9 protein-coding genes are annotated in these 13,912 nt (G+C 62.0%); 4 read left to right on the top strand and 5 right to left on the bottom strand.

The window, feature by feature from the left end:
- Positions 1-72: 72 nt before the first annotated feature.
- On the bottom strand, positions 73-1,992 hold the full coding sequence (locus tag JBE38_RS18740) for an ATP-binding cassette domain-containing protein (protein ID WP_090366165.1): 1,920 nt from the start codon (positions 1,990-1,992) through the stop codon (positions 73-75).
- A gap of 213 nt (positions 1,993-2,205) precedes the next feature.
- Here JBE38_RS18740 and JBE38_RS18735 point away from each other — a divergent pair, with 213 nt between their 5' ends.
- Entirely contained in the window at positions 2,206-4,134 is a 1,929-nt protein-coding gene (locus tag JBE38_RS18735) for a transglycosylase SLT domain-containing protein (RefSeq protein ID WP_060753139.1), read from the top strand.
- A gap of 222 nt (positions 4,135-4,356) precedes the next feature.
- Here the strand turns inward: JBE38_RS18735 and JBE38_RS18730 are convergent, their stop codons facing one another.
- Complete coding sequence (locus JBE38_RS18730) at positions 4,357-6,177, bottom strand: ABC transporter transmembrane domain-containing protein (protein ID WP_205344851.1); 1,821 nt, start codon at positions 6,175-6,177, stop codon at positions 4,357-4,359.
- A gap of 207 nt (positions 6,178-6,384) precedes the next feature.
- Between JBE38_RS18730 and JBE38_RS18725 the strand changes: the two genes are divergently transcribed.
- Positions 6,385-6,558: a PA1571 family protein gene (locus tag JBE38_RS18725; protein WP_060753137.1), complete on the top strand. Its 174-nt coding sequence runs from the start codon at positions 6,385-6,387 to the stop codon at positions 6,556-6,558.
- Between the two features lie 68 nt (positions 6,559-6,626).
- Here the strand turns inward: JBE38_RS18725 and pdxB are convergent, their stop codons facing one another.
- Complete coding sequence (gene pdxB / locus JBE38_RS18720) at positions 6,627-7,769, bottom strand: 4-phosphoerythronate dehydrogenase PdxB (RefSeq protein ID WP_126870608.1); 1,143 nt, start codon at positions 7,767-7,769, stop codon at positions 6,627-6,629.
- Positions 7,770-8,023: 254 nt separating this feature from the next.
- On the opposite strand from pdxB, the gene JBE38_RS18715 reads away from it, so the two are divergent.
- Positions 8,024-9,418, top strand: coding sequence for an MATE family efflux transporter (locus tag JBE38_RS18715; protein WP_060753135.1), 1,395 nt, complete (start codon positions 8,024-8,026; stop codon positions 9,416-9,418).
- A gap of 9 nt (positions 9,419-9,427) precedes the next feature.
- On the opposite strand, the gene tusA is transcribed toward JBE38_RS18715, so the two are convergent.
- Complete coding sequence (tusA, locus tag JBE38_RS18710) at positions 9,428-9,679, bottom strand: sulfurtransferase TusA (protein ID WP_060753134.1); 252 nt, start codon at positions 9,677-9,679, stop codon at positions 9,428-9,430.
- A 145-nt stretch (positions 9,680-9,824) separates the two neighbouring features.
- Positions 9,825-10,901 (bottom strand): 23S rRNA (cytidine(2498)-2'-O)-methyltransferase RlmM, encoded by a 1,077-nt coding sequence (gene rlmM / locus JBE38_RS18705; protein ID WP_205344850.1) that lies wholly within the window; start codon positions 10,899-10,901, stop codon positions 9,825-9,827.
- A gap of 196 nt (positions 10,902-11,097) precedes the next feature.
- Between rlmM and acnA the strand changes: the two genes are divergently transcribed.
- Positions 11,098-13,839, top strand: coding sequence for an aconitate hydratase AcnA (acnA, locus tag JBE38_RS18700; RefSeq protein ID WP_205344849.1), 2,742 nt, complete (start codon positions 11,098-11,100; stop codon positions 13,837-13,839).
- Positions 13,840-13,912 lie beyond the last annotated feature (73 nt).

Raw genomic sequence — 13,912 nt, 5'->3', positions numbered from 1 at the left:
AAACTGCATTCTCATATGAAAAACCCGGTGCTCATCAGATGAGCACCGGGTTTTTCAATACACTGGAATCACTCAGGCATCCAGCTCAGCCCAACGCTCCATCAGCACTTCCAGCTCCTGGTTCAATGTCTCCAGGGAAGCGATGACCTTGGCGGTTTCAGCCGCAGGGCGCAGGTAGAAACCCGCGTCAGCCATTTCCGCTTCCACCGCGGCAATCTGCTGTTCCTTGGCGTCGATGTCACCCGGCAAGGCTTCCAGCTCGCGCTGCAGCTTGTAGCTGAGTTTCTTCTTGCCAACCGGTGCCGCCGGCTCAGCGGGTGCCGCAGCGGCAGCCGGGGCGACGACCGCCGAGTTCAGGTCGGCCTTGCCGGACTTGCTCTCGGTCACACCCAGCAGGCGCGGCGAGCCGCCCTGACGCAGCCAGTCCTGGTAACCACCCACATATTCACGCACCTTGCCTTCACCTTCGAAGACCAGGGTACTGGTGACCACGTTGTCGAGGAATGCCCGGTCGTGGCTGACCATCAGCACCGTGCCGTTGAAGGTCAGCAAGACCTCTTCGAGCAACTCGAGGGTTTCCACATCGAGGTCGTTGGTCGGTTCGTCGAGCACCAGCAGGTTGGCCGGCTTGCTGAACAGCTTGGCCAGCAGCAGGCGCGCACGTTCCCCGCCGGACAGGGCTTTGACCGGCGTGCGTGCACGCTGCGGGCTGAACAGGAAGTCGCCCAGGTAGCTGAGCACATGGCGGCTCTGGCCGTCGATATCGATAAAGTCGCGACCTTCGGCAACGTTGTCGATCACGGTTTTTTCCAGGTCCAACTGATGGCGCAACTGGTCGAAGTAGGCCACGTCGATCTTGGTGCCCTCCTCCACCTTGCCGCTGGTGGGCTGCAGGCCGCTGAGCATCAGCTTGAGCAACGTGGTCTTGCCGGTGCCGTTGGCGCCCAGCAGGCCGATACGATCGCCGCGCTGCAAGACCATGGAGAAGTCCTTGATCAGGAACGGACCGTCCGGGTGATGGAAGCTGACGTTTTCCAGCACCATCACTTGCTTGCCCGACTTTTCGGCGGTATCCAGCTGGATATTGGCCTTGCCGGTGCGCTCGCGACGTTCGCTGCGTTCCACGCGCAGAGCTTTCAGGGCGCGTACGCGGCCTTCGTTACGGGTGCGGCGCGCCTTGATACCCTGGCGGATCCAGACTTCTTCCTGGGCCAGCTTCTTGTCGAACAGCGCATTGGCGGTTTCTTCAGCGGCCAGGGCGGCTTCCTTGTGCACCAGGAAGCTGGCGTAGTCGCCGTTCCAGTCGATCAGGCCACCACGGTCCAGTTCGAGGATGCGCGTCGCCAGGCTCTGCAGGAAAGCACGGTCGTGCGTGATGAACAGCACAGCCCCCTGGAAGTCCTTGATGGCTTCTTCCAGCCAGGCGATCGCGCCGATGTCCAGGTGGTTGGTCGGCTCGTCGAGCAGCAACAGGTCCGGCTCGGATACCAATGCCTGGGCCAGCAGCACACGGCGACGCCAGCCGCCGGACAACTCGGCCAGGGTCTTGTCGGCAGGCAATTGCAGGCGGCTCAGGGTGCTGTCCACCAACTGCTGCAGGCGCCAGCCATCGCGGGCTTCGAGGTCTTGCTGGACGTGCATCAGCTTGTCCAGATCGGCATCGGTCACACAGTTCTGCGCCAGATGATGGTATTCGGCGAGCAATGCGCCGACACCGTCCAGGCCCTCGGCAACCACGTCGAACACTGTCCGTCCGTCGGCTACCGGCAATTCCTGCGGCAGCTCGCCAATCTTGAGGCCCGGCGCGCGCCATACGGCGCCGTCATCGGGTTTCTGATCGCCTTTTACCAGCTTCATCATGCTGGACTTGCCGGTGCCATTGCGGCCGATGATGCACACCCGCTCACCACGGGCGATCTGCCAGGACACCTTGTCCAACAACGGCATAGCGCCGAAAGCAAGGGACACATCGCTGAATTTGAGCAGGGTCATGAGCTTCTCCAAAAACTGGGCGCGCATTCTACCTGAGTTGCGGGTGGGATGCGGCCGGCATTTTCGCTATAAACAGGTTCTACAGGACATTTGCGTCTAACTTGGATCAAGCGGGTCGCAAAGCTTTCACCGGCTGCGGGCAAAAGGCTAAGCTAGGGGCAGTCAGTGTCGGCGGTGCCGGCGCTATTCGTGATTTCTCTGCACGGACGTCTCATGCGCAGCCGCCTTTTCAGCTTTTTATCTTGTCTGCTTCTTTCCGCCACCGCCGTTCAATCCGCCCAGGCCGTGGATCTCACCACCCAACGTCAATATTACGATGAAGCCAAGCGCGCCCTGGCCAAAGGCGACAGCGGCCCCTACATGCAATACAGCCAGGCCCTGGCCGATTACCCGCTTACGCCGTACCTGGCCTACGACGAGCTGACCGCGCGCCTGAAAACCGCGAGCAACGAGGAAATCGAACAATTCCTCGCCAAAAACGGCGACCTGCCCCAGGCCAACTGGATGAAGTTGCGCTGGTTGCGCTGGCTGGCCGACCGTGGCGACTGGCAGACCTTTGAAAAGTACTACGACCCCAAGCTCAACTTCGTCGAACTGGACTGCCTGCACGGTCAATATCAGCTCACCCACAACCTGAAAGCTGAAGGCTACAAGACCACCGAAAAGCTGTGGATGACCGGCAAGACTCAACCCACCGCCTGCGATGCCACCTTCGGTCAATGGGCGGCCGACGGCCAGCTCACCGAGAAAAAGATCTGGGACCGCGCCAAACTCGCCGCCGAAGCGCGCAACTACGCACTGGCCAACAGCCTGGTGAAAACCTTGCCGACCCTCGGCGCCCAGGGCCGCTTGATGGTGGATGTCGCGCAAAAGCCTGACATGCTCGGCGACCCGTCGCGCTTCCTGCCGGCCACCGAAGCCATGTCCGATGCAGTTGGCCTGGGCCTACGCCGCCTGGCACGCCAGGACCCGGACAAGGCCATGGCCCTGCTCGACGGCTACGCCAGCAGCATGCACTTCTCCCGTGACGAAAAAGTGTCGATCGCCCGCGAAATCGGCCTGACCCTGGCGCGCCGCTACGACCCGCGCGCGCTGGACGTGATGACCCAGTACGATCCGGAGCTGCGTGACAATACCGTCTCCGAATGGCGCCTGCGCCTGTTGCTGCGCCTGGCTCGCTGGGAAGAAGCCTACCAGCTCACCCGCAAACTCCCGCAAGACCTGGCGACCACCAACCGCTGGCGCTACTGGCAGGCGCGCAGCCTGGAACTGGCCGAACCGAAAAACCCACAGGCGCTGGTGCTGTACAAAAACGTGGCCAAGGAACGGGACTTCTACGGGTTCCTCGCCGCCGATCGCTCCAAAGCGCCCTACCAGCTGACCAACAAGCCACTGGTCATGAGCCAGGCACTGATGAACAAAGTGCGCAACACCCCCGGCGTGCGTCGTGCCCTGGAGTTCTATGCGCGGGGCCAGGTGGTGGATGGCCGCCGCGAGTGGTACCACGTCAGCCGTCACTTCAACCGTGACGAGATGGTGGCCCAGGCCAAGCTGGCCTACGACATGAAGTGGTATTTCCCGGCAATCCGTACCATCAGCCAGGCGCAATACTGGGACGACCTGGATATCCGCTTCCCGATGGCGCACCGCGACACCCTGGTGCGCGAGGCCAAGGTGCGTGGACTGCATTCAAGCTGGGTGTTCGCCATCACCCGCCAGGAAAGCGCCTTCATGGACGACGCCCGCTCCGGTGTCGGCGCCAGCGGCCTGATGCAACTGATGCCTGGCACCGCCAAGGAAACCGCACGCAAGTTCAGCATCCCGCTGGCCTCCCCGGCCCAGGTGCTCGACCCGGACAAGAACATCCAGCTCGGCGCCGCCTACCTGAGCCAGGTGCACAGCCAGTTCAGCGGCAACCGCGTCCTCGCCTCTGCCGCCTACAACGCCGGCCCCGGCCGTGTGCGCCAATGGCTGCGCGGGGCGGACCACCTGAGCTTCGATGTGTGGGTTGAAAGCATTCCTTTCGACGAAACCCGCCAGTATGTGCAGAACGTCCTGTCTTATTCGGTGATCTACGGGCAAAAGCTCAACTCCCCCCAACCGCTGGTGGATTGGCATGAGCGCTACTTCGACGATCAGTAACTACCTGTAGTGAGCGGGCTCGCCCTAATGCCTGTCAGTTAAGCGATAGAGCGGACGATGGATAACCTGTGGGAGGGGGCTTGCTCCCGATGGACTGCGTAGCAGGCCCATTTTTGAGGCCGCTTCGCGGCCTATCGGGAGCAAGCCCCCTCCCACAATGACCGCGTTAAGCCTTAACTGACTGGCATTAGGGCTTGCCCTCCAGCGCGGCAAGCCCGCTCACTACAATTTGTCGCCTTGCTTCCCGTCACTGAACTGCAAAGCGGCCAATCGTGCATATAGAGGATTGCTCGCAATCAACTGCTGGTGCGTACCGACCGCGATCAATTTGCCTTGATCCATGACTGCGATCCGATCCGCGTTCTTGACGGTTGCCAATCGATGCGCAATCACCAGGGTGGTGCGCCCTTGCATCAACTGCGGCAGCGCCTGCTGGATCAAATGCTCGCTCTGGGCATCCAGGGCGCTGGTGGCCTCGTCCAACAGCAGGATGGGCGCATCTACCAGCAATGCACGCGCGATGGCCAGGCGTTGGCGTTGACCGCCGGAAAGGCCCATGCCGCCGTCGCCGAGGTGGGTCTGGTAGCCGTCGGGCATTTGCAGGATAAAGTCGTGGGCGTGGGCGATGCGCGCGGCGGCTTCGACCTGCTCACGCGTGGCGGACGGGTTGCCGTAGCGGATGTTTTCTTCGACGCTGCCGAAAAACAGCGCCGGGCTCTGGGATACCAGGGCAAAATGCCGACGCAGGTCCATGGGGTCGAGATCGGTCAGCGGGTGGCCTTCCAACAGGATGCGGCCTTGTTGTGGATCGTAGAAGCGCAGCAACAGGTCGAAAATCGTCGATTTACCCGCCCCGGACGGCCCCACCAGGGCGAGGGTTTCGCCAGGGTTGATCGTGAGGCTCAGGCCATCGATGGCATAGCGGTCTGGCCGCGACGGGTAGGAAAAATGCAGGTCCTGCAATTCCATACGCCCGCTGACCCGCTCCGGCAACTGCAGCGTGCCAGTGGCCGGTGCCTGGATCTCGTTGCTCGACTGCAATAGCTCGCCGATACGCTCAGCGGCCCCCGCAGCGCGCTGCAATTCCCCCAGCACCTCACTCAAAGTGCCTACGGCACTGCCGACGATCAAGCTATAGAACACAAACGCCGCCAGTTCACCGCCGGAAATGCGCCCGCTGATCACGTCCATGCCACCCACCCACAGCATCACCCCCACGGCGCCCAGCACCAGCATGATCACCAGGGTAATCAGCCAGGCCCGTTGGGCGATGCGCTTGCGCGCCGTGGCAAACGCGTCTTCCACGGTCACGGCGAAGCGTTGTTCGTCCTGCACCTGGTGGTTGTAGGCTTGCACGGTCTTGATCTGGCCGAGGGTCTCGGACACGTAGCTGCCCACATCGGCGATACGGTCCTGGCTCAGGCGCGAGAGGCTGCGCACGCGGCGACCGAAAATCAGGATCGGTGCCAGCACCAGCGGCAAGGCCACCACCACGATACTGGTCAGCTTGGGGTTGGTGACAAACAACAAAACGATGCCGCCGATGACCATCAACCCGTTACGCAGAAACAACGACAAGGACGAGCCGATCACCGATTGCAGCAGCGTGGTGTCGGTGGTCAGCCGTGACTGGATTTCCGAACTGCGATTGTTTTCATAGAACCCCGGATGCAGATAGATCAGGTGGTTGAACACCTGCCGACGGATGTCCGCCACCACCCGCTCGCCAATCCACGAGACCAGGTAGAACCGGGTAAAGGTGCCGACGGCCAGGCCCAGCACCAGCACCATGAACAGCCCGATGGACTGGTTGAGCAGGTGCGGTGACTGGGTCATGAACCCTCGGTCTACCAACAGACGGATGCCCTGCCCCATCGACAAGGTGATACCCGCCGTGACAATCAGCGCCAACAAGGCTGCCAGCGCCTGCCAGCGATAGGGCGCGATAAAACGGCTGGCCAAGCGAATCGCATGACGTTGACGGACTGAGAACATGGAGGGTTTCACCTGCGCCAAGAAAGAGAGGTCTGTGCACAGCAACATTGGGGGAACTTGTGTAAATAACAATGAGTCAGGTTATTTATGCCCGCCGATACAGGCTGCTAGAGGCTATCGGTCTAAAGCACGGCTGGAAATATGTATCGGTTTCTGGTGGACTGGATACCCGCACCGTGACTTTGCAAGGAGTTGTAATAGCTCGGTCACGCGGAGAAATTAAACTAGGTACACAACCTGATGAGGAGACAGGCCATGACCTTGCAAAACAGCAGCGATGCCAAAATTAACGTAATCCGCCAACCGCAGCAGTTGCCTTGCTCGTACATCGACGCCAAGGGCCGCGAGGTTCAGATTACCGAAGAGATGATCCAGCAAGCGTGTCACGAGCTGGAACAGCGACTGGTCAAACCTGCCCAGCAAGGCTGAAGCGCCCACGCTCTTTCAAACCCGGCCTCGATGGCCGGGTTTTTTATTGTGTGCTCGTTTATTGGGTGCTAGATCGTTACCGCACCCAAGGCGGACACGATGTTCGACAAGGCTGGCGATTCGCCGTTGATCCGCACGCGCAGACCATCGATCTCGCGGCGCTCCGGATAGTGCTTGCGCAGCAGGTCGAAAGCCTTGCGCTGCTCTTGCACGCTGCCTACGAGGCTGCGGCGAAAATCCGCATCATCACGGCGCGGGTCATACACGCTGCGGCACAAGGTCGCCAGCGCCCAGGCCGGGTCGGTCGAGGCATTCAGGTGCACCTCGGCCAGCCACGGCGCCGGCAGCAGGTCGCTCAATTGAATACTGGCCGGCTGGCCCAGATGCGCACAGAGCGCTTGATAGATCTGCGCCGTACCACGTTGCTTGCCGTCCAGGCTGTAGCCGGCAATATGCGGAGTGGCCAGCACGCACAGATCAGCCAGGTCGACATCCACCTGCGGCTCGCCTTCCCACACGTCCAGCACCGCTTGCAGGTCTTCGCGAGCCAGCAACACCTCGCGCAAGGCTGCGTTGTCGACCACCGGCCCCCGGCTGGCATTGATCAGCCAAGTGCCGGGCTTGAGACGATTCAGACGCTCGCGATCAAACAGATGCCAGGTGGAACCATTGCCGGATTGAGTCAGCGGCGTGTGCAGGCTGATGACATCGCATTGTTCGATGATCTGCTCCAGGCTGACGTAATCACCGTCTTCGGCGATCTGGCGCGGTGGGTCGCACACCCGCACATTCCAGCCCAGGCCCTTGAGCACCTTGACCAGGCGCCCGCCCACTTCACCCGCGCCCACCACGCCGTAGGTGCGCTGCTTGAGGTCGGCCCCCTCGATTTCAGCCAGGGTGTGCAAGCTGCCCAGCACATAATCCACCACACCCCGCGCATTGCAGCCGGGGGCGCTGGACCAGGCAATGCCGGCCTGCGTGAAGTATTCCAGGTCCAGGTGATCGGTGCCGATGGTGCAGGTTCCGACAAACCGCACCGCAGTCCCCTCCAGCAAGGCTCGGTTGACGTGGGTCACCGAACGCACTAACAGCACATCGGCCTGCTCGACCGTGGCGCGGTCGATGGAGCGACCGGGCACCCGGCGAATTTCGCCAAACCCTTCGAAGAAGGCATCGAGCAGCGGGATATTTTCGTCGGCAACAATCAGCATGGCAGGCTCCTTTCGCGGACCCGCAGTGTAACAGCGCGCATTCCCGGTGGGAGGGGCTTGCTCCCGATAGCGGTAGTCAGTTGCACATTTGTCTCTGAACCGCCGCTATCGGGAGCAAGCCCCCTCCCACTTGGATTCGCGGTGTTGGGGGAGGACGCTTACAAATCGCTAACACAGGTTTTTTCCTGGCCAATGCGTCAAAGCGTAGAATCCGCCGTCCTTGCACTTCGCTTCCCGATTGGACACCCCCGCACGTGAACACTGCCACCACCCCCCTCACCCGCCCCGCCCGTATCAGTCGGGAAGTGCGCGGCCTGCTGACCCTCGCCCTGCCGATCATGATCGGCCAACTGGCAACCACGGCGATGAGCTTTGTCGACGCCGTGATGGCCGGGCGCGTCAGCCCGCAGGATCTGGCGGCGGTGGGCCTGGGCAATTCGATCTGGATTCCGGTGTATCTGCTGATGACCGGCACCCTGCTGGCCACCACGCCGAAAGTCGCCCAGCGCTACGGCGCCGGCCAGTTCAGCGAGATCGGCCCACTGGTGCGCCAAGCCCTGTGGCTGGCGCTGGTGGTCGGGATCAGTGCCGCGTTGTTGCTGCTCTGCGCCGAACCCATCCTGCATGCCATGAAGGTCGAGCCCGACCTGATCGAACCCTCCATGGGCTACCTGCACGGTATCGCCGCAGGCATGCCGGCTGTCGCGTTCTATTACGTGTTGCGCTGTTTCAGTGACGGCCTGGGCCGCACGCGGCCAAGCATGGTCATGGGCCTGTGTGGGTTGGCGCTGAACATTCCCCTGAACTACATCTTCATCTACGGCCACCTGGGCGTACCGGCCATGGGCGGCGCGGGCTGCGGTTGGGCCACGGCGATTGCGATGTGGGTGATGATGCTCGGCCTGGCCGCCTGGACCCGCTGGGGGCCGGCCTATCAGAGCAGCGAGCTGTTCAAGCGTTTCGACTGGCCCCAGTGGTCGGTGATCAAGCGCGTGCTGGGCATCGGCCTGCCCATCGGCGTCGCGATCTTTGCCGAGTCGAGCATCTTCGCGGTGATCGCCCTGCTGATCGGCAGCCTGGGCGCTACCGTGGTCTCGGGTCACCAGATCGCGCTGAACGTCAGTTCCCTGGTGTTCATGATTCCTTACTCCCTGAGCATGGCGATCACTGTACGCGTCGGCCAGGCCCTGGGCCGTGGCGAACCCCGTGAAGCGCGCTTTGCCGCCGGGGTCGGCATGGGTACGGCGTTGGCGTACGCCTGCTTGTCCTGCGGCCTGATGCTGGTGTTCCGCGAACAGATTGCGACGATCTACACCCCCGACCCGGTCGTGATCCACCTGGCCTCGACGCTGATCGTGTTTTCGGCGCTGTTCCAGTTCTCCGACTCGGTCCAGGTCACCGCCGCCGGCGCGCTGCGTGGTTACCAGGATACCCGGGTGACCATGGTGCTGACGTTGTTCGCCTATTGGGGCGTGGGCCTGCCGGTGGGCTACGCCCTGGGCCTGACCGACTGGCTCGGCGCGCCCAGCGGCCCAAGCGGCTTGTGGCAAGGGCTGATCGTGGGCTTGAGCTGTGCGGCGGGGATGCTGCTGGTACGCCTGGCGCGCAGTGCACGCCGGCGCATCCGTGCGCACAAGGCGTATAGCTAGGAACGCAATTCAGGAAGCGTTCTTGCGAATCCAATACAGGTACGTACCGGCCTGCTCCTGCTGATCCACCAGTTCGTGGTCAAGGAACACGCAGAACTTGGGGATATCGCGGCGGGTCGACGGGTCGGTCGCGATCACCTTGAGCAAGCCGCCCGGCGGCAGGTCACGGATGTGTTGATGCAGCATCATCACCGGCTCCGGGCAGTTGAGGCCCGTTGCATCGAGCACTGCGTCTACAGGCAAATCGAGGGGTTGGTTCATACATCACTCCTGAAACGGCACGGCTCAAAATGTGGGAGCGGGCTTGCTCGCGAAGACGCGGGCACATTCAACATGGATTTCGACGGTTATACCGCTTTCGCGAGCAAGCCCGCTCCCACAGGGGTTTTGTGGTCAGTTCAAGTCTTCAGCGGGTCTTGGGTTTCTTCGCAGTTTCCAGCCGACGCAAGTGGCAAGTCACTTCTTCACGATCGTGATACAGCTGTTTGCAGCCGATCTCCACGCGAATGCCGCGCGCCTTGAAGCCTTCCTCGATACGCTCCAGCAAGCGCTTGACTTCGGCATAGCGCTGCTTCATCGGCAACTTGAGGTTCACCACCGCCTCACGACAATGCCCCTCGCCGATCCAGGTTTCCAGCAGCGCCGCATTACGTGCAGGCTTTTCAACGATGTCGCAGACCATCCAGTCCACCGGCTGCTTGGGCACGAAGGTGAAGCCGTCGGCCATCAAATGCTGCACCAGGCCGGTGTCCATCAGGCTTTCGGCCATGGGGCCGTTATCGATGGCGGTCACCAGCATGCCGCGGTTGACCAGTTGCCAGGTCCAGCCGCCCGGTGCTGCGCCCAGGTCGACGCCCGTCATGTCGCTGTGCAGCCGCTCGTCCCACTGCTCGCGGGGGATGAAGTGGTGCCACGCCTCTTCCAGTTTCAACGTCGAGCGGCTCGGCGCTTCGCGGGGGAACTTCAGGCGGGGGATACCCATCGGCCACATCGCCGAATTATTCGACTCGGCCAGGCCCATGAACACCTCACGACCACTCTTGAAGGTCAGCAGCAGGCGCGGCTTGCTCGGGTCGTCCACCAGCTTGCCGGCGTTCAACAAGGCTTTGCGCAGGTGCACTTCGAATTTCTTGCAGAAATTCGACAGCTCTTTGCCGTCGTTGGTGTCGACCATTTCCAGCCACAGGCTGCCGCACACCGGGAAGCCTTGCAGGTGCGCGAGGATCACGCTGATGCGATCCGTTTCCGGCAAGTCGATAAACACCCCGCGCGCCCACTGCCTTGGGAAGATCAACTCGGCAAAACACTGGCCGTGCATCAGGCGCTGGGCGCCGTCTTCTTCGGTGCAGACAAATTCGGCGCAGGCGCTGCCGGTCTTGGCCTTGGCATAGCCGGAAACGTTCAGGCGCGCGGCGTGCTCCGCGATCTCGGAACAGACTTCGCCTTCAAAACCCGGGCGGCAGTGCATAAAAAGGGTGTTCATCAACTCTCCTGGTGAATCGACCGGCTTGCGCTATCGCAATACCTGTCATGAAAACCCGCGCATGATAACGGAGTTCTGAACCTTGGACTTAGCGATAGAGTCCAGTTATTAGCCTGCTAATGAAAACAGGGCTAACGTGTAAGGCTCTGTTCGTCCCGTCAGGTCCGTAGCCGTGCGGACCATAAGGAGTCACGTAATGTCATCCCTTGATAGCCTGAGAACCCTTAAAACACTGGAAATAGACAGCAAGACCTACCACTACTTCAGCCTGCCCGAAGCCGCCAAGAGCCTGGGTGACCTGGACACGTTGCCGATGTCGCTCAAGGTGCTGCTGGAAAACCTGCTGCGCTGGGAAGACGCCAAGACCGTCACCGGTGCCGACCTCAAGGCCATCGCCGCCTGGCTCAAAGAGCGCCGGTCCGACCGCGAGATCCAATACCGCCCCGCACGGGTGCTGATGCAGGACTTCACCGGCGTACCGGCCGTGGTCGACCTGGCCGCCATGCGCGCCGCCGTGGCCAAGGCTGGCGGCGACCCGCAGCGCATCAACCCGCTCTCCCCGGTGGACTTGGTGATCGACCACTCGGTGATGGTCGACAAGTTCGGCAGCACCAGCGCGTTCGAGCAGAACGTCGACATTGAAATGCAGCGCAACGGCGAACGCTACGCCTTCCTGCGCTGGGGCCAGAGCGCCTTTGACAACTTCAGTGTGGTACCGCCCGGCACCGGCATCTGCCACCAGGTCAACCTCGAATACCTGGGCCGCACCGTATGGACCAAGGACGAAGACGGCCGCACCTACGCATTCCCCGACACACTGGTGGGCACCGATTCCCACACCACCATGATCAACGGCCTGGGTGTACTCGGCTGGGGGGTGGGCGGGATCGAAGCGGAAGCGGCGATGCTCGGCCAACCGGTGTCGATGCTGATTCCGGAAGTCATTGGCTTCAAGCTCACCGGCAAGCTCAAGGAAGGCATCACCGCTACCGACCTGGTGCTGACCGTCACCCAGATGCTGCGCAAAAAAGGCGTAGTGGGTAAATTCGTCGAGTTCTACGGCGACGGCCTGGCCGACCTGCCTCTGGCGGACCGCGCCACCATCGCCAACATGGCCCCGGAATATGGCGCCACCTGCGGGTTTTTCCCGGTTGATGAAGTGACCCTGGACTACCTGCGCCTGTCCGGTCGCCCGAGCGAAACCGTCAAGCTGGTTGAGGCCTACACCAAGGCCCAGGGCCTATGGCGCAATGCGGGCCAGGAGCCGGTGTTCACCGACAGCCTGGCGCTGGACATGGGCGACGTCGAAGCCAGCCTCGCCGGGCCGAAACGCCCGCAGGACCGGGTCTCGCTGCCCAATGTGGGCCAGGCGTTCAGCGACTTCCTCGACCTGCAGTTCAAACCCGCCAGCAAAGAAGAGGGCCGCCTGGAAAGCGAGGGCGGCGGTGGCGTCGCGGTGGGCAATGCCGACCTGGTGGGCGAAACCGACTATGAAGAGGCTGGCCAGACCTATCGCTTGAAAAACGGCGCTGTGGTGATCGCGGCGATCACCTCCTGCACCAACACCTCCAACCCCAGCGTGATGATGGCGGCCGGGCTGGTAGCGAAAAACGCCGTGGAAAAGGGCCTGACCCGCAAACCTTGGGTCAAGAGTTCCCTGGCGCCCGGCTCCAAGGTGGTCACCGACTACTACAAGGCGGCGGGCCTCACCCAATACCTGGACAAACTGGGCTTCGACCTGGTGGGTTATGGCTGCACCACCTGCATCGGCAACTCCGGCCCATTGCCCGAGCCGATTGAAAAGGCCATCCAGAAAGCCGACCTCACCGTCGCGTCGGTTCTGTCCGGCAACCGCAACTTCGAAGGCCGCGTACACCCGCTGGTGAAAACCAACTGGCTGGCCTCACCGCCGCTGGTGGTGGCGTATGCGCTGGCCGGTACGGTGCGCATCGATATCAGCCGCGAACCGCTGGGCAACGACCGGGATGGCAAGCCGGTGTACCTCAAGGACATCTGGCCAAGCAGCCAGGAAATCGCCGACGCGGTGGCCCAGGTCAGCACGGGCATGTTCCACAAGGAATACGCCGAGGTGTTTGCCGGGGACGCGCAATGGCAAGCGATTGAAGTACCGCAGGCCGCGACCTACGTATGGCAGAAGGACTCCACCTACATCCAGCACCCGCCGTTCTTCGATGATATTGCCGGGCCTTTGCCGGTGATCGAGGATGTCAAAGGCGCCAAGGTGCTGGCCCTGCTGGGGGATTCGGTGACCACCGACCACATCTCCCCTGCCGGTAATATCAAGACCGACAGCCCCGCCGGTCGCTACCTGCGCGAGCAAGGCGTGGAACCGCGCGACTTCAACTCCTACGGCTCACGCCGGGGCAACCATGAAGTGATGATGCGCGGCACCTTTGCCAATATCCGCATCCGCAACGAAATGCTCGGCGGCGAGGAAGGCGGCAATACGTTGTATATCCCCACCGGCGAGAAGATGGCGATCTACGATGCAGCGATGAAGTACCAGGCGGCGGGCACGCCGCTGGTGGTGGTTGCCGGGCAAGAATACGGCACCGGCTCCAGCCGCGACTGGGCGGCCAAGGGTACCAACCTGTTGGGGGTCAAGGCGGTGATCGCCGAGAGTTTCGAGCGTATCCACCGCTCCAACCTGGTGGGCATGGGCGTGCTGCCCTTGCAGTTCAAGCTGGATCAGAACCGCAAGACACTCAAACTGAGCGGCCGGGAGACGATCGATATTCTTGGGCTGACCCATGCCGAGATCGAGCCGCGAATGAACCTGACGCTGGTGATTACCCGGGAAGATGGCAGCACCGAGAAGGTCGAGGTGCTGTGCCGGATTGATACCCTGAACGAAGTCGAATACTTCAAAGCCGGGGGCATCCTGCACTACGTACTGCGCCAACTGATCGCCTCGTAGAAAACCAGGCAAATCAAAGGAGACCCAATGTGGGAGGGGGCTTGCCCCCTCCCACTTTTTTTACTGTGTTGCG

Origin of the sequence: Pseudomonas sp. ICBG1301 (assembly GCF_016918385.1) — a bacterium.
In the GTDB taxonomy this organism is placed as follows: domain Bacteria; phylum Pseudomonadota; class Gammaproteobacteria; order Pseudomonadales; family Pseudomonadaceae; genus Aquipseudomonas; species Aquipseudomonas palleroniana.
Note: the sequence above shows the minus strand (reverse complement) of the source record. Positions and strands in the feature narration are given on the sequence as shown.